26 protein-coding genes are annotated in these 21,993 nt (G+C 42.0%); 2 read left to right on the forward strand and 24 right to left on the reverse strand.

The features are described 5' to 3' along the window. Positions 1 to 48 precede the first annotated feature (48 nt). Positions 49 to 897, forward strand: coding sequence for a transposase (locus QFZ80_RS27115; RefSeq protein ID WP_307561958.1), 849 nt, complete (start codon positions 49 to 51; stop codon positions 895 to 897). 434 nt (positions 898 to 1,331) lie between these two features. On the opposite strand, the gene QFZ80_RS27120 is transcribed toward QFZ80_RS27115, so the two are convergent. From QFZ80_RS27120 to QFZ80_RS27235, 24 genes are all read right to left on the reverse strand, one after another. Beyond that, complete coding sequence (locus QFZ80_RS27120; RefSeq protein WP_307552875.1) at positions 1,332 to 1,892, reverse strand: 5' nucleotidase, NT5C type; 561 nt, start codon at positions 1,890 to 1,892, stop codon at positions 1,332 to 1,334. A gap of 64 nt (positions 1,893 to 1,956) precedes the next feature. Next, positions 1,957 to 2,601, reverse strand: a complete 645-nt coding sequence (locus tag QFZ80_RS27125) for a pentapeptide repeat-containing protein (RefSeq protein WP_307552873.1) — start codon at positions 2,599 to 2,601, stop codon at positions 1,957 to 1,959. 92 nt (positions 2,602 to 2,693) lie between these two features. Next, positions 2,694 to 3,266: a hypothetical protein gene (locus QFZ80_RS27130; protein WP_307561960.1), complete on the reverse strand. Its 573-nt coding sequence runs from the start codon at positions 3,264 to 3,266 to the stop codon at positions 2,694 to 2,696. A 255-nt stretch (positions 3,267 to 3,521) separates the two neighbouring features. Further along, positions 3,522 to 4,544, reverse strand: a complete 1,023-nt coding sequence (locus tag QFZ80_RS27135; protein WP_307561962.1) for an ATP-grasp domain-containing protein — start codon at positions 4,542 to 4,544, stop codon at positions 3,522 to 3,524. Next, complete coding sequence (locus QFZ80_RS27140) at positions 4,541 to 5,377, reverse strand: HAD family hydrolase (protein ID WP_307561963.1); 837 nt, start codon at positions 5,375 to 5,377, stop codon at positions 4,541 to 4,543. The genes QFZ80_RS27135 and QFZ80_RS27140 overlap by 4 nt, the downstream gene beginning before the upstream one ends. After that, a complete protein-coding gene (locus tag QFZ80_RS27145) occupies positions 5,374 to 6,507 on the reverse strand; it encodes a cysteine protease StiP family protein (protein WP_307561965.1) in 1,134 nt (377 codons plus the stop codon). The genes QFZ80_RS27140 and QFZ80_RS27145 overlap by 4 nt, the downstream gene beginning before the upstream one ends. After that, entirely contained in the window at positions 6,480 to 7,895 is a 1,416-nt protein-coding gene (locus QFZ80_RS27150; RefSeq protein WP_307561967.1) for a phosphoribosyltransferase family protein, read from the reverse strand. Before QFZ80_RS27150 ends, QFZ80_RS27145 begins: the two co-directional genes overlap by 28 nt. Continuing rightward, positions 7,840 to 8,943: an HpcH/HpaI aldolase/citrate lyase family protein gene (locus QFZ80_RS27155; protein ID WP_307561969.1), complete on the reverse strand. Its 1,104-nt coding sequence runs from the start codon at positions 8,941 to 8,943 to the stop codon at positions 7,840 to 7,842. The genes QFZ80_RS27150 and QFZ80_RS27155 overlap by 56 nt, the downstream gene beginning before the upstream one ends. Before the next feature lie 74 nt (positions 8,944 to 9,017). After that, entirely contained in the window at positions 9,018 to 9,761 is a 744-nt protein-coding gene (locus QFZ80_RS27160) for a TerC family protein (protein WP_307552860.1), read from the reverse strand. A 32-nt stretch (positions 9,762 to 9,793) separates the two neighbouring features. Next, complete coding sequence (locus QFZ80_RS27165) at positions 9,794 to 11,050, reverse strand: TerD family protein (protein WP_307561971.1); 1,257 nt, start codon at positions 11,048 to 11,050, stop codon at positions 9,794 to 9,796. A gap of 72 nt (positions 11,051 to 11,122) precedes the next feature. Beyond that, on the reverse strand, positions 11,123 to 11,710 hold the full coding sequence (locus QFZ80_RS27170; RefSeq protein ID WP_307447598.1) for a TerD family protein: 588 nt from the start codon (positions 11,708 to 11,710) through the stop codon (positions 11,123 to 11,125). Positions 11,711 to 11,803: 93 nt separating this feature from the next. After that, positions 11,804 to 12,385 carry a TerD family protein gene (locus QFZ80_RS27175; protein WP_307552857.1) on the reverse strand — a complete coding sequence of 194 codons (582 nt, stop codon included), beginning with the start codon at positions 12,383 to 12,385 and terminating at the stop codon, positions 11,804 to 11,806. Positions 12,386 to 12,424: 39 nt separating this feature from the next. Continuing rightward, positions 12,425 to 13,024, reverse strand: a complete 600-nt coding sequence (locus QFZ80_RS27180; protein ID WP_307552855.1) for a TerD family protein — start codon at positions 13,022 to 13,024, stop codon at positions 12,425 to 12,427. Positions 13,025 to 13,130: 106 nt separating this feature from the next. Beyond that, positions 13,131 to 13,577, reverse strand: a complete 447-nt coding sequence (locus tag QFZ80_RS27185) for a tellurite resistance TerB family protein (RefSeq protein ID WP_307552853.1) — start codon at positions 13,575 to 13,577, stop codon at positions 13,131 to 13,133. Between the two features lie 454 nt (positions 13,578 to 14,031). Further along, complete coding sequence (locus QFZ80_RS27190; protein WP_307561973.1) at positions 14,032 to 14,871, reverse strand: hypothetical protein; 840 nt, start codon at positions 14,869 to 14,871, stop codon at positions 14,032 to 14,034. Between the two features lie 286 nt (positions 14,872 to 15,157). Further along, entirely contained in the window at positions 15,158 to 15,328 is a 171-nt protein-coding gene (locus QFZ80_RS27195; protein WP_307552849.1) for a hypothetical protein, read from the reverse strand. 25 nt (positions 15,329 to 15,353) lie between these two features. After that, positions 15,354 to 16,190 (reverse strand): AAA family ATPase, encoded by an 837-nt coding sequence (locus tag QFZ80_RS27200; RefSeq protein WP_307552847.1) that lies wholly within the window; start codon positions 16,188 to 16,190, stop codon positions 15,354 to 15,356. A 37-nt stretch (positions 16,191 to 16,227) separates the two neighbouring features. Beyond that, a complete protein-coding gene (locus tag QFZ80_RS27205) occupies positions 16,228 to 16,692 on the reverse strand; it encodes a hypothetical protein (RefSeq protein WP_307555949.1) in 465 nt (154 codons plus the stop codon). 81 nt (positions 16,693 to 16,773) lie between these two features. Further along, positions 16,774 to 16,923, reverse strand: coding sequence for a 50S ribosomal protein L33 (rpmG, locus tag QFZ80_RS27210; RefSeq protein ID WP_029195131.1), 150 nt, complete (start codon positions 16,921 to 16,923; stop codon positions 16,774 to 16,776). 34 nt (positions 16,924 to 16,957) lie between these two features. Next, positions 16,958 to 18,184: a GTP-binding protein gene (locus QFZ80_RS27215; protein WP_307561975.1), complete on the reverse strand. Its 1,227-nt coding sequence runs from the start codon at positions 18,182 to 18,184 to the stop codon at positions 16,958 to 16,960. Positions 18,185 to 18,250: 66 nt separating this feature from the next. Further along, on the reverse strand, positions 18,251 to 19,216 hold the full coding sequence (locus tag QFZ80_RS27220) for a metal ABC transporter substrate-binding protein (RefSeq protein WP_307561977.1): 966 nt from the start codon (positions 19,214 to 19,216) through the stop codon (positions 18,251 to 18,253). 3 nt (positions 19,217 to 19,219) lie between these two features. Further along, positions 19,220 to 20,113 (reverse strand): metal ABC transporter permease, encoded by an 894-nt coding sequence (locus QFZ80_RS27225; RefSeq protein ID WP_307561979.1) that lies wholly within the window; start codon positions 20,111 to 20,113, stop codon positions 19,220 to 19,222. Then, positions 20,059 to 20,766 (reverse strand): metal ABC transporter ATP-binding protein, encoded by a 708-nt coding sequence (locus QFZ80_RS27230; protein WP_307561981.1) that lies wholly within the window; start codon positions 20,764 to 20,766, stop codon positions 20,059 to 20,061. Before QFZ80_RS27230 ends, QFZ80_RS27225 begins: the two co-directional genes overlap by 55 nt. Positions 20,767 to 21,042: 276 nt before the next feature. After that, entirely contained in the window at positions 21,043 to 21,576 is a 534-nt protein-coding gene (locus QFZ80_RS27235; RefSeq protein ID WP_307561983.1) for a TetR/AcrR family transcriptional regulator, read from the reverse strand. A gap of 138 nt (positions 21,577 to 21,714) precedes the next feature. Here QFZ80_RS27235 and QFZ80_RS27240 point away from each other — a divergent pair, with 138 nt between their 5' ends. Continuing rightward, positions 21,715 to 21,933 carry an alpha/beta-type small acid-soluble spore protein gene (locus QFZ80_RS27240; RefSeq protein WP_029195127.1) on the forward strand — a complete coding sequence of 73 codons (219 nt, stop codon included), beginning with the start codon at positions 21,715 to 21,717 and terminating at the stop codon, positions 21,931 to 21,933. The last annotated feature ends 60 nt before the right edge of the window (positions 21,934 to 21,993 follow it).

A 21,993-nucleotide genomic window follows, 5' to 3' on the forward strand; every position in this document is an offset into this window, starting at 1 on the left:
ATTAATAGGAACATATATTCTCATTTCTGGACAAACGGAGAGATGCATATGAATTTTGCAAGTATGTCACTTGAGCAATTTCAAAATCATTTTTCCACTGACAGTGCTTGCATTGAGTATATTTTTCATACTAAGTGGCCTGAAGGTTTTAGCTGCCCGCGTTGTAAACACAGCCATGCTTATGTGACAACTACCCGTCGTCTTCCGCTTTACGAATGCAGTCACTGTCGCCATCAAACGTCTCTTATATCCGGGACAATTATGGAGGGAAGTCGAACTGGACTGAGTAAATGGATGCTGGCTCTTTTTCTTTTCTCCCGTACAAATAAAGGTACGACCGCAATCGAACTTTCTAAATTTATCAAGGTTACTTATAAAACTGCTTGGCTAATCTTGTATAAAATCCGTTCTATGATTCATAGCTCCGATGATCAAACTCCGCTTTCGGGCTCAGTTTGTATTAATTCGGCTATCTACGGACGACCTTATAATCCTTCTGTTCACAAACACCAGCAAGAGCATCTTCTTCTTATAGGCAAATCAGTTAATGAATGGAATGAATCTACCTACCTCAAAATCAAGCATGTTCTTCTTACGAATCCAAAAGAAAGACATATTCCTCGATTTGAAACAAAAGCCTTTCAACAACTGCACATAGAATCAGATATCCAAAATATTGAGATAGTTACAGGTTTTTATACCCACACACGACTTCGACCATTGCTCGTATTCGCTAAACAAGCTAGTAAATGGATAAATAACACCTTCCATGGCCTCGGACCCAAACATTTACAAAAGTATTTAGACGAATTTAGTTATCGACTAAACCTTTCTTCAAAAAACAAACCTATTTTTGCCCATTTAGTTCAACTCTGCTTCAAACCCGCTAGCTACTAATAAGACAAATAGTAGTATTAAATTTGGTCATTCAATTTTCAATTTCTGTAATTATAGAAATAAAACTAATGATCAATTGACGAAAAACTTGATCACGTATACATACATACATTCATACATTCATTCATTCTTTCGTTCGTATACATTCATTCTTTCGTTCGTATATTCATTCGTTCATTCTTAATGAATTCTTTCATTCTGAGTTAAAGGGATAGTGGACATAGGGGATTGGAAGTGAAAGACCATCTTTGTTGAAAGCTTGGTCAAGTATTGGATTCATAGTTTGGAGTTTGGAGTTGGGTGCTTGGTTCTTGGTTCTTGGTTCTTGGTTCTTGGTTCTCGGTTCTCGGTTCTTGATTCTTGGTTCTGGGTTCTGGGTTCTTAAATGGAGTAAAAAAGCTGAACCCCTTAACATCTAGGAGTTCAGCTTTGTTTCATTTTATAATTTCTCGGAGTTCGTCCCAAGATACAATCCTAGGTAGGTTCAAGTGCTGATTATACGATCTATCTTTCACATATAAGTTCAATGGGAGGTGGGTCAAGGTTTCCAGAACGGCCGGTTTATCATCGAAATAATAATCCAAGTTCAGTTTTTCAATAATATGTACTTTCTCGGAATCACTCATCCCACAATAAAAATGTCCCTCAACTACCGGGAAACCGTTGGCAATTAACCAGTTTTTTGTTCGTTCTGTATGCTCTTGGGCTCTTGCCGTAATATAGTAGACCTCATGACCTTGTTGTACTAATTCCTGCAAGATATCTACGGCATAAGGAAAAGAAGGACACTGCGAATAATAAATGTCGTCGCGGAGGCTAAACCAGAGCTTGCCTCCTTCTTCTTTCGTCAAACCGAAGGCACTGTGAATTTCCATCGTCGTTAAGGCATGGAACGCATCCAACCCAATATTTTGCTTTAGCTTCTGGTTATAAATATGAAAGGCATGTTCTCTTAAATTAATAAGTGTATCATCGATATCAAAGCCGAATTTCAAGGTTAACTCCTCATTTCACGGATATACTAGGCTGCCGGAGCATTTTCCTTTTTATATTTCCCCCTTATTCCTTCAATATAAGTCCGAAAAGACTTGCAAAAACAGAGGCTTGTCCCCTCGAAATGATGCAGCCGCGCAAATCCTCTATACTCACACCTAAACTTGTAAATTCACAGCTGCTGATATCAATACCCGCAAGCTTAACACCCGTGAATTGTGCCCTGTCCAGCTGACAATTATCGAAATACACTTTTTGCAGCATGGATTCGTAGAAATCGGCATTTAAAAGCGAGCACTCCTGAAAAACAGTCTGCTTGAAATTAGCCATTCGAAAGGTCGTATAATCGGCTAAGCATGTATGAAATAAGACATTTCGGACGGTTGCTTCTGTCAGGTCAATGCCAATGATTTTGCAATTTCTAAATTCAGTCCGATGGATTGTAGCTTGACCAAAATCAACGTTGGATAGATCGCATTTCTCGAAAATAACATCTGTTAGCTCTATGTCTTTCATCGATATCCGAGTGAAGGTGACATTACGAAATATCACTTTATCAAACGCGACTTTATATGCGGACTGATTGTCAATGATACAATCACTTATAATACCCGTATGAAAGCTATCTTCTGGCTGCATTTCCTCGTTGGGCAGTGTAATGGCTGGTATTTCTTTGGGGATTTTCGGTGTTTCAATTTTGGGAATGCTCATCTGGTACTCCTTTATAATCAAATGATAGGCAAAAAAATAAGCCTTACGGCTTTTTGAACATTTACTCTTTGGTATTTAAATCTCCCTTTATACTACCATCTCTTCTTCCCACCGGACAAATCTTGATCGCTTAACCCGTTCAATTTCTCATTCGATTCTTTCCACATCACATAGATGGATTGAATCTGGATAAATTCCTGGTCCTTCGGTCCCGCTCCTTGCATGAACATGGCCTCTAACATTTGTTTGTAAAAAGTCATTCGTTTATGAATAATTTGTTTCTCCATATCAATAATTTCATCCAAGGTATGATAATCCATAAATGACTTCATATCGTCGGAAAGCTCTTCATCCAGTTCTTCTCTAGGTGAAGGAGTAGGTCTAGATGTAGACATGCTCGTTCTATTACTTAAATCAACAGTCGTCCGCAGCTCTGACAATTGGATATTCTCTTTCGCGCACATGACATGAAAATATTTATTTTTGAGCAGCTCATTAATCACAAGCTGACACATATCTTTATTCCGTATTAACATACCATCAAAGGGATGAAGTGTCCAAACATGATCTTTCTCATATATGTTGAAAGTGAACCATTCGTTGGCATACAAAATTCTGGTATTAATTGTAGACTCGTCAACAATCTCAAATGTAAAATCCAGCAACGTACAGCCCCCTCCCCAGCCTCACAGATCTTTTCTTATATTCTACCAAATCATAGCAAAAAAAAGAAACCTTTTCAGGTTTCATAGATGACTATTTTTCAATGAATTTGGACACATATTCTGCTTTTTCAGCGCTAGCTACGACAATGAGCACAATGATTATTCCTGAAAGTATAATCCCGCTTATTATCATCCTGTGCACCTTCTTTGACAGATTTGTTCATCTATATTCAAAGATATGATGCACGGTTTCTTTTATTCACCTAAATCCATAATAATGTATTTCTCAATATGACTGGCCAGAATGCCATAATTAGGCTTTTGGTTGTCCACATGTTTACCCAAAATTGATTTCACTGCTAAATAAGGGAAATTAATGCCAGATAGACAAGTCACATGCAGTCCGCCAGACATTCTCGGATTAATCTCAAGTAATTTAGGCACACCTTGATTGTACTTCACTTGAATGTTGTAATTAAACGGGATTTTGTAGGTGGCAGCCACCTGATGTGCGATTTCGATTAGCTCAGGCACTTCCTCAAGCAGTCTTAGCCGTCCGTCCGCTTTACGACGCGGCACAGCGGCAAGTAATTCCCCAGAAGCCGATGCTAAGCAATCGATGCTGTACTCAAAGCCGTTTAATAATTCCATCACCATCAAGTCCTCGAAACGATCTACGGATGATAAGGTCTTGTATACCTGTTCCGTAGAGAGATATGGAGTAACTGTGCCGAACAGGTCACTTAATGTATCCCGCTCATTGCTGATGATTCTGAAGCCCATACCGCCCTCGGCATTCGTTGGCTTCATACAAACCTGATGACCTGCACTTACGAGCGCCTCATAGGCCGTCATAAATTCATCTGCCGTATTGACCACATGATAATCAGGAATTGAAATAATGTTCGTTCCTCTGATGGCTTCATAAAACTTTTGTTTCTCCAGTAAGTTCTCTAATAGCTCAAGGTCACGACAAACCGTTACTTTCGTACCTACCTTTTCGAACGAATCAATATGCTTCGCTATCGCGTACATATGTAATCTGGGAATGAAGACATCAATGCCATGCTTTTTACAGAAATCCAAGGCAAACTCCACATAATCATCATCACCTAAAACAGGTTCGGTATCCGCGTAATCAGCCGCCTGTAGAGCCATATGGGTACGGTCCGGATGTGTGGCGTACATTTTGAATTGGACGCCATCCTCATTATTGCGAATGCTATTCATGTAATGAAAGGCTACTGAAAACCAGCGGTTAAACCATACTTTTTTCATGAGGACTCCTTTATGATACATAGATTCGTTTGCTCGATGTTTACGGATTCAACATACTTAAGTATTTCATCCGAAGCGAAAATCCCGGATTCCTCGGTAAATGAGTAGTTCCCCGTCGATTGAAGCTGCTCTTGTCGAAATAATTCTCCGTGCCTAGGAGCGATCGAGAAATCAGCGAAATCAATTAAAATCTGATCCAAGAGGGAATCTCCAGATGCCACAACTTGGCGCTCCTCTGTTAACTGTTTGAGATGCTGAACGGCATCTCTTTTATTAACCACTTGGGGAACGACATAGACTTTTCTTCCCTGAATGGAAGTGCTCCAACCCATGCGCTGAAGTTCTGCACTCATCTGAGCAACTTCCTCAAGCGGTATCTTTGCCCGGTCAATGATATGTGAAAAAAATAGCTCGTCGCAGTAGCTGGAACTGAGGACCCATTCCGGACTAAGGACACGATCTAGCAGTATCCTGACATCCTGCACATGCTCACTTGTTTCACTAACGCGAGCAACTACAGAGGCTTGCCATTCCAAGTCGGGATGTCCATCTATCAGAATATTCCCGCCGTTGCTCGTAACGGCATAGGCGGGCTTCAACATTTGACTAATTAAATGGATACGATTGTACTGCTGCATGGTTCGTGTCGTTACTGGGATGAAAATGAGCTTCGTCATCAACTTCTGAAGCAGCTGGTAGGAACTAGAGGACATATATGATCTCACTTTACCGTCAATGAGCTCTGCTGTAATAATCCGATCGCCTAATTCTTCGGCACGCTCTAAAGGCTGGGAGTAGATTAACGTTTGATCTAAATCGCTTGCAAATATCATTCGGCATCTCCTTTCATGGATTTTATAATACCACAACAGGAATAAGTGAGACCTGGGTACACTTCTATTGGTACTTCCCTAGCTTTAGCTAAAAGGAGGATATGACGAATATTTGGATTATCTAATCGGTCTACTAATATCCGCCATGGCACTCTACGGAGCAGTACACGGGTCGTTTCTCCAACACCGGGTTTAATCAAGTTAATATCCGTAATCTGATACTCACTCTGAATCGCCTGGATATCTCGCAAACCTTTCCATGAAATCGTCGGAGGATGTTGGAGTAATTCCCGGGCACTATGCTGTGCTTCTTTCACTACCTCACCAAAAAAGGGCACAATCTCCGCAATAAAATGATTGGAGAGATCCTGGTCCAACCACTTCTTATAATATTTGGAACCATGAAAGTCATGCGGCCTAATGAGATCCTCGCGCAGCACCGTTCGACTCATTAAACCGGATACCACCGCATTCAAGCAGGCACTCGGAATCAAGAAGTCTTCCCTTGTTCCAAACATATCCGTACAATGGCCAGGATCAGCAAGTACAGCTAGATCGTCGTCCAGCTTGATCCCGTAATCTCGTTCCAGCTTGCTGCAAGCCTCTATAAGCACTTTACGGATTGCTCCCTTGCCGGTCCACCCGTCGACAAATTGTAGATTCGCTTCTGGATGCTTTTGCTTGATATAAAACAAAGCGTTCTCGTCAATCCCTTTACCTCGAATTATCGAGATGCTGTAATGGGGTATGTCCAACTGATGCACGTCTTGCAGGTAACGTCTTATTAGTATACCGACCGGCGTGCCCGCTCTCGCAAGAGAGACCAGCACCGTGTTCGGTCCTTTTTTATTTCGAATAAGCTCTGCCGTAGTACCGACTGCTAATGCAACCTTCTTGGCTGACATCTGCAGTGTCTCTCGGTACAATTTTAAATAATCAGACGTTGGTAGATGCTCTTGCGGTAGCATTTCTGAATAATGAGTTCCCGATTGAATGGCTAGTTCTCTCGCATCCATCGACTTTTCCAGCTTAACCTCGCTCAAATCTTTAAGCAGGAATGTCACATCGGAAGCTGGATAGCTGCCCAAGTGCACAGGCTCCTCTATTGGTTTGACTCGCCAATCTTCCATACTGCATTCTCCTTCCATTCAACCGTTTGAGGAGAGAAAATGACAATATGAATCCTTTTCAGCTCTCGCGTTTGAAGAATTTGAAGTAATGGCTGCATCGAAGCTGGATCTGCTTCTCGTTCCATAAATAAATAGAGATCGTCATACACGCCTACCGGTACATTATATAAGAAATGAGTGACATCTGGATCCTCCGGAGATGAGTACGGATAACCTACCTTGACGGCGTAATCCTCTTTATCAATGGTATGAATTGGACTCCTTGTCGTCGATTGGTAAGACAAACCTTCTCCCATTTCAGCGGCAATTCGCATGGGGATATACATAAACTCACCTGTGCCTATGCACAACGTCTTCTTACCTATACGAGTAAGTTTCAACAGCTTGGCGGCTTGAGATATCGAATGACCAGATTGTTCGCTTTCCTCCGGCGTAAGACCAAATCTTCCACTATGCTGTAAATAAGGATGTTGGCTCACATAAGGAGCATGAGCGAATAGATGATCTATATACGTGAAGTGAATGGGTCCCATTTGATTTGGAATAGGAAGGACAGGCACTTGGGGGGTCAAGCTTTCAGATGAACCAGTTACTTTTACCTCACCTTTGACTAAGGAAAGCACGTGGATGGAGATACCTAACTCCAGTTCTAGCTTCAAAAACTGCTGCTGATCCTCTGGGGTTCTCCAATCAAGCAGAGCAAGGATGTAGTAGGTTTTCTTTGGAAATTTCCCCTGCATATCTCGAATAATGTTCAACGAGGTCTTACCTGTCGTAATTTCATCATCAACAAGGACAACAATCTCAGGATTTGTAAGCATTTGAGGATCCTTCGCGTAACAATAATGTGCCACCGCATGGGAATGCTCCTCACTGAAATTAATGATGGATGCCGATCCTTCGATCACTTCTCGCGTGGTATGAATATAGCTGCCCCCCTGACCAAAGGTTTCATAAACAGCATGTCCGATGGCTGTGGCAGTTTCAGCAAACCCTATAAAAGCAACTGATTGCGGCAAGCTTAAACGATAGGACATAATTTCTTTATAGGCCGTTTCGGCCTGAGAAGGATCTATAATGCCCTGAATGGCTTGAGGGATTAACTTCTGTGGCAAAGTACCTTTTAAGGCTTGTTGTAAAAGTAGTGCCAATGAAGCCCCGCTTAATAAGGAGGAATACGGATTCACAGGGATATGTTTCCCCAGCACTTTGCTAACAAACAGGAACGATCGTTTCTTATTGATTCTTGCCGCCATGGCGAACAGAGAGTCGAGGGGAATCTCAAATGGATTAGAGGTCAATGTCACTTGAAGCTCTAAATCACCTGCGATCTTATACGTATGCTCGATCATGCTTGAGCAATAATCCTTCATATTGTTGTTGTTCATGCAGCACCCCATAAATTTGTGATCGTAAGAGAATACGTCTAGCCCAGCTTAAATGAGGTTTGATTTCATTCATTTTATTGGCATATGCGCTCTTAATAACGCCATGATCGCCATTATTGTTCTTAATAATACTTGTAGCATCCGTATACTCTTCATGAGTCACCGCGTATAGCGATTGAACGGGTTTGATATGAGTAGGATGAATAATCGTCTTACCAATCATGCCGTTCTCTTTATCCATAATCACTTCGCGAACCAAACCCTTTTGAGGGAAATATTCCCATACAGGTCCGGAAATAACGTAAGAGGCATCAACACGTCCAAATATATTAATAATGTCAGCTACACAATCTCGAATCGGCGTTATGTCATAAATGGTCATCTCTGGACTGCGTCTCAAACCAAATAAGCTGGAGAAATCCGTAGCGCCAATTCTTACATTAAGGACCAAATCCTTATACTTCTCTAGGATCTCTTTAATCGTTTGAAGCGTATAGGTACGGCTTTCCTTATAAATCACAGGTCCAGACTCTAGAATTGGCAGACCATATAGTATAGGTGCAGAAGACGGTTTCTCGTCATTATAATTTTCTAGTATTTGAAAATAAGCCTCGCCATTATCTGCAGTAAATTTCGGGAATACAAATCCCGTTAAAAGGGCTACGTTCTCTTCTAATCTTTCGATCAAATAGTTTAACTGATTCACACTTCTTACACGTACGAATAAAAGCGGAAGATTGTCCGTATGAAGAATTCCGACTTCAATGAAGGTGGCTAGCTGATTCATTTGATTCACCAATGATTCTTCTGCGGCATGAACCTCATTTTCACCAACGGCATCTTCCAAATCAAGAATAACAGAAACAAGACCTTCAATTTTACCAAAAGCGATATCTTCCGCGAACGTGGGACGTGTAGCAGGCATATAAAGTGCAGCACCAATGGAATAAGCTAGGATTTCTTTGCGCGAATGATTATGGAAGGAAGTCGGAGGTAAATAAAATAGAGCTTTCTCTTCATCCGCTGTTAAATAATTAAAATATCTCAATCCCGATTCCTCCCTCTTTCGTTTAAGAAACAATCCCCCCGTAAAGGAGGGATTGTCATTGTATAGTCGGTATATTAGCTAGCTGATTCCTGCTTGTCCTTTTTGCGAAGCAAGCTAAGAACAATCGTGCCTCCAAATAGAGCAATGATGACTGAGAAGAAGAGAATATGTGAGATATGGTAACCAAATGCACCTGCAATCATCTTAATACCGATAACGATAATAAGTATGAACGCTGTTTTCTCCAATTCCGGTATCTTGTCAATGAGCTTTAAGAAGACTTGAGCTACACCTCTCATCATAAGAACTCCCAAGATGCCTCCAAGGAATAACACCCATACCTTTTCACTGACGCCAAATGCAGCTAGAACACTATCGACACTAAAAGCAATATCCATAACTTCTACTGCTAATACCGTACGCCAGAAGGAAAGTCCTTTATTCTTAACTTCACCTTCACCATCCACTTCATGTTTCTTGAAGAAGAGATTACTGATGGCAATCCAGAGAAGATACGCACCGCCAAGCACTTTAATCCACGTAATTTGAACTAGGAAAGTACCTACCCCAATAGCTATAAATCTGAAAACGTAGGCACCTAGAAGCCCATAGAATAAGGCTCTTTTCTGCTGTTCCTTAGGTAAATGCTTAACCATAACAGCGAGTACTAATGCGTTATCAGCAGATAGTAAACCCTCTAGAAGAACAAGTGTACCGATAATTCCCCAGTTAACGGGATCGGTAAGTGTTTCTGAGAGCACTTCCCAACTAAAAAAGTTAAGAAAATTGTTAACAAAGCTTTGAAAAAAATCTGACATCCCTTGACCCTCCTGTATATTTCGCTAATTGTTTACTTATTTCCTGCAACCCATCTCATTCCCCATCCAAAGGCTTCATCTAGCGCCTTATGACCGGAGAAATATTGAACAAGCCGCTCAATGCTAAATGTTTCATTATTTTGGTTACGAATTAATGCAATGGCACACATGCCCTGACGATTATCATGCTCGTTCAATTTCACTTCGATATCGGGTCCGCCATCCTGCTTAATGGAGACTACGCCATCAGCTTCAGACCAAGTTGTTGCACCCTCGTAGATAAAAGTGAAAATAAGGATGCGTTCAAATTCAGAGAGCTTATTTCCATTGATTCGAATGTTCTCACCTGTCGTTACGGATCCTGTACGATCATCACCGTCTAAGGCGATATATGGTTCTCTATGAAGTGAACCAAACCGGTTACCAAGCGCTTGAATAACGCCCTTCTCACCATTCTTTAATTCATATAAACAAGCTAGATCCAGATCGATCCCTTTGGTTTTACCGAAAAATCCACTGGGTTTCTTCTTCTGATTCCAGTTTAAATTAATGACAATTTCCCCGAGATTGCCTGTTGTCTTCTTCTCAAGACTAATGCGATCGCCCTTCTTCTTCAATTCAATCTTATTCAGATTAATTGGAGCCGGAGGGATAAGAGGTGGTTTATTTGTTGGAGCTGGAGTTGAGACTGGGGGAGGCGTCGGTGTTGGATTAGGTACTGGGTTAGGTGTAGGTTCATCCTTAACCTCGATTCCGAAATTACCACACAGCGCTTTCAGCCCACCGGAAAAGCCAGATCCAATCGCACTGAATTTCCATTCCGTTCCATATCTATATAGTTCCCCTACAACAATAGCTGTCTCAACGGAGAATTGATTTCCTAATTCATATCGCAACATATCTTGCCCTGTGCTAGGATGAAAAATCCGTAAATAAGCTTGAGTTACTTGGCTGAATTGCTGCTTTAATTTCTCACCCTCATGAATGGTTAGTGTGATAGCAACTTTCTCAACATTGGCTGGAACGTTGGAAAATTGAATAGAAAATTGCTTCTTATCGGTCCCTTGAGAGGGCCGATCGATAAAATTCACACCGCTTTTTGTTGGATTGTTGTAGAATACCAGCTGTTCGTCATTGTCTACCTTCCCATTAGCGCCTAACAAGAATGCTGAGGTATCCAGATCTATGTTCGCAGGAGAGTTCCATCCGAGTCCAATACCAATCTGTGAGAGCCCCGGATTTGTTTTTGTAACATCCGTCTTTTGGCCTTTGACAAGAGATATATGCATAAGGGCTGTCCCTTCCGTACTCAATAATTGAAGGGTGATGCCTTGCTCGCACCACCCCACCTGTTTCTGAATTTACTGGGCATCAAGTCCGTAGTTTTTACAAAGGGCTTGAAGACCACCTTGAAAGCCACTTCCTACTGCTTGGAACTTCCATTCTTGACCTTGGCTGTCTCGGTACAATTCACAAATGACAACGGCAGTTTCTACTGAAAAGTCCTCGCCCAAGTCATAACGTAAAATCTCCCGATTCGTTACCTCATCAACAAGACGAACGAACGCATTCGATACTTGTCCGAAATTTTGGTTGCGATTCGATCCATCATGAATCGTAACAGCTATTCCTACTCGGTGAATATGCGCAGGGATTTTGGAGAAATCAACTCGGATTTGCTCGTCATCCCCATCACCATCACCTGTACGATTATCGCCGGTGTGCTCAACGCAGCCATTGACACCAACCAAGTTGTTGTAAAAAATGAAGTCCTCAAGCCCTTTGGCTTTACCTTCAGCATGAAGCAGAAAGGCTGACGCATCCAAATCGAATGAATGCCCACCACTATATTTGTTCGTATCCCAACCTAATCCGATAATCGCCTTACTCAGGCCAGGGTTCGTCTTGGTTAAGTCAATTCTTTGACCTTTGGACAAGCTGATTGTCATTGCTGCATCTCCTTAGAGTTTTCGCAAGAAAACTAGCATCGTAAGCATTACCTATAGAGTTTTCGCAAGAAAACTAGCATGATAAGTAAAATCTTAGGAAGTTTGCAAGCCGTAATCGCGAGCTAAACCTGCAAGACCGTCTTTGTAGCCACTACCGATTGCGCTGAATTTCCATTCGCCAGCGTTACGGTACAATTCACCGATAACTACGCCTGTTTCAATGGAGAAGTCTTCTCCTAGATCAAAACGAATCAATTCTGCGCCTGAACCTTCGTTAAGAATACGAACGTAAGCATTGGAAACTTGTCCAAAGTTTTGCGCTCTTGCTTCAGCATCATGAATTGTGATGCAGAAAGCAATCTTCTCAGTTTCAGCTGGTACTGCGCTTAGATCAACACTTACTTGCTCATCGTCGCCATCGCCAGCACCTGTACGGTTGTCGCCGTTATGTACGATGGACCCATTCGAATTCTTCGGGTTGTTGTAGAAGATGAAATCTGAATCAGATCCTACTTTACCGGAAGCATTTACAGCGAAAATGGAAGCGTCTAGATCGAAGTCTTTACCGCCATCATATTTGTTCGTGTCCCAACCTAAACCAACAACAACTTTAGTTAGACCTGGGTTTGTTTTCGTTAAATCTACTTTTTGACCTTTGGATAGTGAAATTGCCATTGAATATGACCTCGCTTTATAGGGGATTTGGTGTTGCTATTATTGATAACGTTTAACTAATTGTCCAACCGTTGTATCCGTGCTTCCTTCACCAATCGCGTTGAATTTCCATTCGCCGCTATGACGATAAATTTCACCAACAATCAGGGATGTTTTACCTGAATAATCTTCGGTCAGATTAAACTTGATCAATTCTTGTTTATTCGAATCATTCACCAACCGGATGTAGGCGGATTGAACGAGACCGAAATCTTGCTTTCTATTCACGCAGTCGTAGATATTAACAACGAAAACGATCTTACTAACATCCGCAGGAACTTGTCCTAAATTAACAGATACTTGCTCATCATCGCCATCACCTTCCCCTGTGCGGTTATCACCGGAGTGAACAACTGAACCATCAGGGCTTTGCAAGTTAGCGAAGAAAACAACATTCTTCTCTTTAGTTAATTTCCCATTCTCATCTAATAAGATGACGGAAGCGTCGCAATCAATTTCAACAGCTGTTTTCTTGGATCCGAAGAAACCTTTCTTCTCCACAACCGCAGGATCCCAACCTAGTCCAACTACAACTTTGGAAAGACCCGCATTACCTTTTGTTAAATCAATTTTCTGACCTTTGACCAAACTAATTGTCAACGAGGTCACCTCCCTTCATATCCTGTATTAGTACACTCTTTCATTTGATACGGATAAAGTTCAAACACGTTTCATTTTTTCAATTAAATTATTTGTAAATTGACGATCACAGACTAAATTCGCTAGGATTGAGGTTCAGCGCTGTACAAATATCTTTGACAACCTTCTTCTCTTGATCATCAAAATCTCCGTCTGCAGCACCAATTGCGCAGCATACCGCAATGATGATTCGTCCAACTTCCGGCTTATTGTTAAACTTGGAAATAACTTTAAGCGCCTCTTGCTTGCCTACAATGCCTGAGAACTCAAAGTTGCCAGCAAAGTGGTTAAAGCGAGCGATGACATTACTGACATCAAATACTTTAAGTTCTTCGCTGCGGCTGATGTAACCAATCATCTTTTCTTTTTCTGAATTACCAATGCTGCCATCCGCGGCTGCTACAATCGCACAACCTGCTACAACGGCATCCAGAAAATCTTTGTTCTGAAATTTTTTGACTTGCTCTGACAAGCCCGTTTTCGCGCTTGAAAACCATGATTTAAACGTACTCATTTCAGCACCACCTATATGATTTAGTAACACATTTTGACTATAGGCTACATTTTTCTCCACAATAGTCTATGTTCACAGTTTATACGATTACACATTTGTTTTCAAATATTGGAATTTCGAAGCGGCTATGGGGAATAATTCAACCTAAACGTCATAAAACCGCCCAAAGCGGACGGTTAATTAGACTAAGTAAATGAAATAGAAATGAGTACCAACATAAACTGACTTTTAGATAGCAGCCTCTACTTTCGTGTAGCGATTTGCAGGATTCGGTACCTAGGTTTCCCCGCAATGTGTCAGATTCATACTCTTTTCGGTATATACCGCGCATAAAGAACCCAGATACTGGCCTGTTGAATTAAATAGGGGGTTTGTCAAAACCTAAACAATGAAAAGCACGAAATTCGTGAATGCGGCCTTCCGCCAATTAGTAAATTAAAAGGTTTCGTGGTAACTAAACCTTCCAGTTCAATACGGTTTCCAGCATGGATTTCAGATGTTTCACTCGGTGCAGCTCAGGTTTTGCTTTTACTATATTAAATTCATCCCTTATATGCTGGATGAAATCAATCCGTAAGTGTTCTAGCTGCTCCCCTGTTAAGACGTACGAATAATCTACGACTGATTCGTAGGTATGGTACCATTCGCTATTTTCCAAGAAAGTAAAGGATGAACGTTCGTACCACTCTTTTACATGACTTTTCAATACAGTTGTAATGGTAACATCGTTCCCCGACATTGCGTAGAGTCTATCAGAAGAAATTAGGTTTCTGTACTTGATCATGTTGTCATCCGGGAACGAATTGGGAAGTGCATAAAACTGGATGACAGAGTCCAAAATCTCCATATAGGCTTGTGGTCCAGCCTGTTTCGGATTAAATTGACACTTAACCGCGGCATGGGCGATGCTCTTAAGCAAACTTAGAGCTTCTGCGGCTTCCTTTTTATCAGGCGAACCTTGAAAAAACAACCCTTGCTTTCCCGCACGAATTTCAGCCCGGTCAATCGCATCATGGATCGCATCTTCAAATTGATCTTTGCTGTACGGTGCCCACTGATCGATATGATCGGTAAGTTCCACGCTCATGCCAAACTCCCTACGGATAATGCTCAGCAGGTTAATCCCGCCACTGCCGTTTACTACAGCAAATATATCGTGTAAAAACCTTTCCATGTTTTTTGCCTTTTTCGTGGCCCCCATAATTTCACTAGGAATTGTATAAATGGTCTCAGCCTTTTTTTGTTCGAGATCGGTAATAAGCTGCTTCAATTCTGAGAGTAATGGATGCTCCATTCTTCAATCCTCCACGTCTTTTTACTACTAGATAGTTCCCCCTCCAACTCGTTTTTATCAAGTTCAGACCATTTATGAAAAACAAAAAAGGCTTGCTCCGACATGTAGGAGAAAACCTAATTTCCTTTCCAGGGCATGATCTGGATGGTTCATTAGAATGCACTCGGTACAATAACCATAGACATCAAGCTTGTAGCTAATGGGCTTGAAACTGTTGGTTAGTGTGGGGAGCCCGAAACGCTCCGTCACTAAATCAAGAAATCGTGCCGTAACTCAGTCCTATAAATTATTTTTCCATCTTCTGATAGATATCGATGGCAGATAATGGCTTTGCGGAATTTAGAATAAGATCTATCATGGCTTTGCGCTGTTCAGTTAATCGCATGCCCTTGCTAGCTAATTTCTTAAACTGTTCCTGCAAGTCATGATGGTCATCTATTGGATGCTGTCCCTTCATTCGAAGTGCTCTCCTTCTACTTCAGCTATGATACAGCTCCAGCTGGTGCTGCATCTCTAGGTAAGGTTCTTGGATTGTAAGCTGCATAACCGTGAGCGATTTTCTCGTAACTCATTTCACTATCTTCAATGATCATTTTGCGCTTGGCCTTCAAAATAATTTGTTCAATGTCAGCAAAGCTGCAGCCTTGCAGCAGTTCCTTCGACTGCTCGATGAGCTTCCTATTTTCCTGCGAATCCCCAAGTAATTTAGTCAAAAACACATCAAGCTCCGCTTTGCCAGGCAATTCATACGTCATTCGCGTATCAAACCGACGCCACACGGCCGTATCCAATTCTTCTTCCAAATTCGTCGCGGCAATAAATGTGCTATTACTATGGAATTCATCTAGACATTGCAGCAAAGTATTGACCACTCGCGCCATCTCTTTCACTTCATCAATAGAATCTCTAGCCCTTGCAATAGCATCGAATTCATCGAGAAACAGCACACATGGTGCAAGCTTGGCGAATTCGAATATTTTTCGAATATTCGATCCCGTTTCACCGAGATGACTATGAATAATCGCATCCAATCGAACGACAATGAGTGGAAGCTCCAAACGAGACGCCAGATAATAGGCCGTTAATGTTTTCCCCGTTCCCGGCGGGCCAAACATAACGATTTTATTCGGAACAGACACTTCGGCTTCTTCGAACTTTTGTTTCATATTCTGAATGGTTATAAATTCTTCCACGATTTGCTGATTATTTTCTTGCAGGACGATATGTTTGATTTTCTTCAGACACTCATCAGGTGTATAAACAGTTGCCGTTTCAATCCCTTTGGATTTGGGCAGCCTGATATTCTTTTTAGTGGTCATATCTTTAATTGCTCCTCATTTTGTACGTATTCGCTGCCTAAACCTCATTCTCAAAGGATTCAGCGCATTGCTGGATCATCTGACAAAAGGAACGGTTGTGGCCTATGTAAAAGGATGAAAGATCGTATCGGTTCCTCGCGGGTTCAAAGGAAATCAACAAGCGATGTCTCATGCGCTTCATGGTCAATTGGACAAATTTCTCAGCTCGCTCAGAGGCTATGATCGTGAGATAAGCATACAGGGAATGGTCTTCTGGTTCGTCAAGCGGGCTTACACCTGCACAAGAGAATTCAGTCGCTATTTGCTTCTGCTGAAGTAATATCAAGGCTGGAAACAATTCCGTATCCACGTGGATATGTCCGAGAAGTGTAGTCTTCTTAGCATGCTTGCGCTGTTTCTCACGTGCCGCCCATTGCAATAATTCTTGCTCGCGGCGACGCCACTGAGCATTCGTGTGATGACTTAGAATGACTTCTTTTTCCTCATTGGTATTCAAACTCATCAAGCCCATCAGCCTCCTCTTGGATAATCCCCTTCACAAAGCAGAAAACCCGGACAAGTAAGCCCGGACTTTCTTGGTTTATTAACGTGTTTCGCGATGAAGAGTGTGACGCTTCAGACGTGGACAATACTTTTTCAGCTCCAAACGAGAGGTTTGTGTTCTTTTATTCTTCGTCGTTGTATAGTTTCTGTCACCTGTTTCCGTACACGCCAATGTAATAATGACTCTCATGCTGTTCACCTCCTATCATACATCATTGCTGAATTTATTGTGGCAAAGGGCAGGATTCTTCCAACTCCATCATGGAATTCGGCAGCTCATCCTCGAAACGATTCCAATCGCTAAGCATTTCAGCATCTGTTAACAAGCAGGCATCCAAAGAAGCGACGATATTAACTCGGTCTATCTCCATGCCGATAAATACAACCTTGTTAATGCGATCTCCATAGGTATCATCCCAATGCTTGATTTGATCCGCGTCTTCTTCAAGAACAGCTTCTCTTTCACCATCTGGCAGCGCCGACACCCAATACCCAGCTGGACCGAAGCGAATAGAAGGACCCGCTTGACTTAAGTTCTGAGCGTGATCGTTGCGCGTTGCAAGCCACATGATCCCTTTAGCTCGGATGATCTCCGCTGGCCAATCTTCCATCCAACTCATTAGCCGCGAAGGTTCGAACGGACGAATTCTTTCATAGACGAAAGAGGAAATGCCATATTCTTCGGTTTCTGGTGTATGTGTTTCCTTCTCCATCTCCCGCATCCAACCTGCGGACGTACTTGCTTCATCAAAATTAAATAAATGGGTGTTCAAAATATCTGTTGGAGCAACCTTCCCGTGAACTGAGCGAATGAATTTGGCTCTAGGTTGTAATGCGCGTAGTACTTCCTCTAGCTCAATCAGCTCATCTTCTTCCAGCATGTCACATTTGTTCAAGATCAGGACATCACAAAACTCAATTTGATCAATCAGAAGATCTACAACTTCGCGTGTATCGTCTTCACCCACAGCTTGACTGCGTTCAAGGAGCGTTTCTCCAGAGGAATAATCCGTCCAGAAACGGTAGGCGTCTACGACAGTTACCATCGTGTCGAGACGGCAAAATTGCGTAAGATCAATCCCCTGCTCTTCATCCATATAAGTGAATGTTTGCGCAACCGGTAAAGGTTCACCTACACCCGTAGATTCAATAAGGATATAGTTAAATTTATTCACTTTAGCAAGCCGCTCTACTTCCTTCAAAAGGTCGTCACGTAGTGTACAGCAGATGCAGCCATTCGACATTTCTACCAGGCTCTCATTCGTGCGGGAAAGTCCGTTGCCTTCTCTAATCAGATCAGCATCGATGTTGACCTCACTTAAATCGTTCACAATAACCGCAACTTTTAAGCCATCGCGATTATGCAGCACGTGGTTTAATAGCGTTGTTTTGCCTGCTCCCAAATAACCGCTTAAAACGGTCACAGGTATTTTATGATCCACCAATGTCATAACCTCTTTTATTCGTAATATTTACGTATTTAAATCAAATAAAACAATTTCAACTTCAACTTCTATTTATTCATTTAACGCTTTTTTCAATGCTTCTAGGTTATTCGTCATAACACCGATGTAATCAAGGTTTTTCTTTTTTTCATCATCCGTTAATCCCTCTAATGGATTCAGCACATCCGTTTTCGCACCGACTTCTTTTGCAATTGTATTCGCCACCTTTGGATCTACAAGCGTTTCAAAGAAAATCGTTTGTACGTTATTATCTTTCGCAAATTTAATAATTTCTGCCATTTTATCTGGAGCTGGCTCTTCCTCAGGGGAAAGTCCGGCAATAGGAACCTGTGTCAGCCCATATTCTTTGGCCAAATAACCAAAAGCAGCATGCTGCGTAACGAATTCTTTACGCTTTACATTTTTAAGGCCCGTTTTGAATGACTCATCCAAGGCTTTAAGCTTTCCGATATAGGCATCCGCATTTTTACGATAATCTTCTTTGTGAGCAGGATCAGCTTGCGTTAATCCAATTACAATGGCCTCAATCTCTTTTTGAGCAAGAACCGGTGTTAACCAAACATGAGGATCTAGGATTTCGTCCCCATGCGCTTCTTCTTTATGATCTTTATCTTCTTCCTTGTGATCTTCTGCATGCTCGTCTTCTGGCAAGCCTTCCATCAATTCAATTCCTTTAATAGCTTCAACAACAACACGATTCTTATTTTCAGTGCTCTTAAGTGCCTGCTCCGCCCATCCTTCTACGATACCGTTGTAAACGAACAGATTGGCGTTCTTCAATTGTGTCATATCTTTCGCACTAGGCTCCCAATCATGGGGTTCAGACCCCGACGGGACTAGAGAGATAACATTGGCATGATCACCTGCAACCTGTTTCGTGAATTCATACATGGGATAGAAGCTTGTAACGACATTTAATTTGCCATCGCTTGAAGCGGTGTTGGATGCACAGCCCGATAAGAGAGCAGCTGATAGTACGGTAAAAGCAAGTGATTTTGTTACCCATATTTTTTTCATTGGTTATTCCTCCTGATATTTGTTAAATGATGAAATTGTCGTTTCTTTGGACATACGGATGGTGTCAACTGAATTTCTTGATTTGATTTTGCTAAATGTCAGAACGACCTTTTTCAAACCCATGCCAGCAATAAGAATAACTAAGAGAAGCAGTGCTATCGTTCCTCCCGGAGGTGTACTAAGCTGATAAGAAGCGGTAAGTCCGGAAATGACACCAAGTAAACCAATGCTCATAGCTATAAAAAGTGCGGATGTAAAACTAGGTGCAATCCGAATGGCAAGTGCCGCGGGCAGTACAATTAGTGCCGAAACGAGAAGAACGCCCACGATAGGCATAGCCGCGGAAACTATCATTCCTGTTATAACGCTAAATCCAAGTGAGATCCATTTCACAGGGAGCCCATTCGTCTTAGCCGTATCTTCGTCGAATGTTATCTGATAAAGCGGACGACGGAATATATAGAAAAAGATACCCCCCATCACCGCTACCGCAAACATTAGCAGAAGCTCGGTTTCATTCACAGCAACTATAGAGCCGAATAAATAAGCGGAGAAGCCTTTATTAAGACTTTGATTAAGACTCATAATGATCACTGCTGTAGATAATCCACCCACCATGATGATGGCAACCGAAATTTCACTATAGGTTTTATATGACCTCCTTACATATTCAACAACTATGGCTCCCAGCGTAGCTACGACGAATCCAGTCAAGGTTGGATTAATGTTTAAATACGCACCTCCTGCAACCCCTGCCAAAGAAACATGGGAGAGCATGTCAGCCATCAGAGCTTGTCTGCGAAGCATGAGATAGACACCCAGAATCGAAGCTAGGATCGCAATTAACCCACCGGCACAAAATGCCCGTTGCATGAAGTCGTAGTGCAGCATTTCCATCCGCCATCCTCCTTCCTCTCCAGCTCAATAATACGATCCAGATAGGGAGCGACCTCGGATAAGCCATGGGTCACTATAACAACGGTTCGCCCGAGAGCTTTCACTTGATGGTGCATCATCTCATAGAAGCCAAAGCGGCTATCCTGATCCATCCCTGTCGTCGGTTCATCGAGAACAAGCATATCGGGCTCCTGTGCAAGCGCTCTGGCGATGCAAATACGCTGCTTTTGGCCGCCAGAGAGTTCACCGATCTTGCGCTTGCGCAAATCCCACATCCCAACCTGACGAAGTGCTTTCTCCGTCTGCACCTCATCTTCTTTGTCGAGTTTACGAAACCATGAGCGGCTTGCATACCTGCCTGATTGGACAAACTCCAATATCGTGCTAGGGAATCCACTGTTGAAGGCGGAGATTTGCTGAGACACGTAGCCCACTTTCAGCTTCTTTCCTTCTTTATTAATAGAAGACAAGAAAATGGTCCCTTTCCAAGGATCAAGCAAGCCAAGAAGCAATTTCAGCAAGGTCGACTTGGCTGCACCATTGGGGCCCGTTATTGCTACAAATTCACCCGATTGGATCTCTACACTTGCGTCTTGAATACATGGGACGTCATTGTAACCGAATTCTACCTCATCCATGGAGGCTACCAGCATAAGAACAAATCCTTTCCGACTTTATATGTAATAATTACGATTTCACATGATGACTATCCTTCATTTATATGTCGAAGCCCAAGCTATAAGTCATTTATTAGGTCACGGCTGATAAATCGTAATAATTACTTATTACACTGAAGAATATATCTTTTTCCAGAGGTTGTGTCAACAAGAAATCTTTGCTGGTGATATGCGCTGCTTGAGGTACCACATAGAAAAACGACGTTCCCCCATGGAGAGAACGCCGTAAATGATACCGAAAAGTGCACGGTATTATTTTTTTATTAAACCAAACGAGGTATTTAGAATGGTTTCGATTTGTTCCACAGGTACCCCTGTTTTCTCAAGAATACGGGTACCACGCAAGGCATTCGCCAAGAAGGCTCCTAATTCTTTGCTTGTGAAATGAGTCGTAATCTCTCCAGTGGCTTGCCCTCTACTAATCACTTCCTCAAGCACAAGCTGGACGTCACTAAACATTCTTTCAACTTCATTGGTTACTTCCTCATCGCTCATTCCAAATTCCAACGCTGTGTTGACCATCAGACATCCGTTGCGGCTATCCTCTTTTTTCGAACAAAGTGAAGCGGATTTAACGGCGTCTAGAATTTCCGTTGGCGAACTGCCTTGATCGACCATTTCTTGAAGTGAATCGAGATTTTGCGCTCGATACAGGGCAAGTGCTTTTAGAAAGAGTGAGCGTTTGTCTTCAAAGACGCCATACAGACTTTGTTTTTTGACCTGAGTCTTCGTGGTGAGATCTTCGAATGAGGTTGCTTTGTAACCTTTTGCCCAAAAAACTTCCATCGACTGATTCAATTGACTATGAAGTCAAGAATACGAGGGGATGATTTTCTGAGTTTCGCGAAAATAATTTTAGTAAGATGAATAAAAATCCATTTAATCCACAAAATACTCCTACACCACAAAAAAGGAGTGAATCAAATGGCTAGAAGAAACAGCAATACATTAGTCGTGCAACAAGCAAGAGCAGCTCTTGACCAAATGAAATATGAAGTCGCGCAAGAATTAGGTATTCAAATTCCGCAAGATGGTTATTACGGCTACATGGCTACTCGTGATACTGGCGCAATCGGTGGTAACATAACAAGAAGATTAGTTCAACTTGCCGAACAACAACTAACCGGCGGAATTAGACGTTAATTCCTTTGGCGATGTGCAAGCAAAACGAAAAGACTGTAACCACCACTTCCTCCTTTGGTG

It is taken from the genome of Paenibacillus sp. V4I7 (assembly GCF_030817275.1).
In the GTDB taxonomy this organism is placed as follows: Bacteria; Bacillota; Bacilli; order Paenibacillales; family NBRC-103111; genus Paenibacillus_E.

Excerpts from the sequence above, each read along its gene's own strand:
- QFZ80_RS27175 (WP_307552857.1), bottom strand. The coding sequence starts at position 12,385 with ATGGCAATTTCACTATCCAAAGGTCAAAAAGTAGATTTAACGAAAACA.
- QFZ80_RS27185 (WP_307552853.1), bottom strand. The coding sequence starts at position 13,577 with ATGAGTACGTTTAAATCATGGTTTTCAAGCGCGAAAACGGGCTTGTCA.
- QFZ80_RS27220 (WP_307561977.1), bottom strand. The coding sequence starts at position 19,216 with ATGAAAAAAATATGGGTAACAAAATCACTTGCTTTTACCGTACTATCA.
- QFZ80_RS27230 (WP_307561981.1), bottom strand. The coding sequence starts at position 20,766 with ATGCTGGTAGCCTCCATGGATGAGGTAGAATTCGGTTACAATGACGTC.
- QFZ80_RS27205 (WP_307555949.1), bottom strand. The coding sequence starts at position 16,692 with ATGAGTTTGAATACCAATGAGGAAAAAGAAGTCATTCTAAGTCATCAC.
- rpmG (WP_029195131.1), bottom strand. The coding sequence starts at position 16,923 with ATGAGAGTCATTATTACATTGGCGTGTACGGAAACAGGTGACAGAAAC.
- QFZ80_RS27115 (WP_307561958.1), top strand. The coding sequence starts at position 49 with ATGAATTTTGCAAGTATGTCACTTGAGCAATTTCAAAATCATTTTTCC.
- QFZ80_RS27200 (WP_307552847.1), bottom strand. The coding sequence starts at position 16,190 with ATGACCACTAAAAAGAATATCAGGCTGCCCAAATCCAAAGGGATTGAA.
- QFZ80_RS27190 (WP_307561973.1), bottom strand. The coding sequence starts at position 14,871 with ATGGAGCATCCATTACTCTCAGAATTGAAGCAGCTTATTACCGATCTC.
- QFZ80_RS27235 (WP_307561983.1), bottom strand. The coding sequence starts at position 21,576 with ATGGAAGTTTTTTGGGCAAAAGGTTACAAAGCAACCTCATTCGAAGAT.
- QFZ80_RS27165 (WP_307561971.1), bottom strand. The coding sequence starts at position 11,050 with ATGCATATATCTCTTGTCAAAGGCCAAAAGACGGATGTTACAAAAACA.
- QFZ80_RS27150 (WP_307561967.1), bottom strand. The coding sequence starts at position 7,895 with ATGAACAACAACAATATGAAGGATTATTGCTCAAGCATGATCGAGCAT.
- QFZ80_RS27240 (WP_029195127.1), top strand. The coding sequence starts at position 21,715 with ATGGCTAGAAGAAACAGCAATACATTAGTCGTGCAACAAGCAAGAGCA.
- QFZ80_RS27125 (WP_307552873.1), bottom strand. The coding sequence starts at position 2,601 with ATGAGCATTCCCAAAATTGAAACACCGAAAATCCCCAAAGAAATACCA.
- QFZ80_RS27225 (WP_307561979.1), bottom strand. The coding sequence starts at position 20,113 with ATGGAAATGCTGCACTACGACTTCATGCAACGGGCATTTTGTGCCGGT.
- QFZ80_RS27195 (WP_307552849.1), bottom strand. The coding sequence starts at position 15,328 with ATGAAGGGACAGCATCCAATAGATGACCATCATGACTTGCAGGAACAG.
- QFZ80_RS27140 (WP_307561963.1), bottom strand. The coding sequence starts at position 5,377 with ATGATATTTGCAAGCGATTTAGATCAAACGTTAATCTACTCCCAGCCT.
- QFZ80_RS27135 (WP_307561962.1), bottom strand. The coding sequence starts at position 4,544 with ATGAAAAAAGTATGGTTTAACCGCTGGTTTTCAGTAGCCTTTCATTAC.
- QFZ80_RS27145 (WP_307561965.1), bottom strand. The coding sequence starts at position 6,507 with ATGGAAGATTGGCGAGTCAAACCAATAGAGGAGCCTGTGCACTTGGGC.
- QFZ80_RS27160 (WP_307552860.1), bottom strand. The coding sequence starts at position 9,761 with ATGTCAGATTTTTTTCAAAGCTTTGTTAACAATTTTCTTAACTTTTTT.
- QFZ80_RS27170 (WP_307447598.1), bottom strand. The coding sequence starts at position 11,710 with ATGACAATCAGCTTGTCCAAAGGTCAAAGAATTGACTTAACCAAGACG.
- QFZ80_RS27215 (WP_307561975.1), bottom strand. The coding sequence starts at position 18,184 with ATGACATTGGTGGATCATAAAATACCTGTGACCGTTTTAAGCGGTTAT.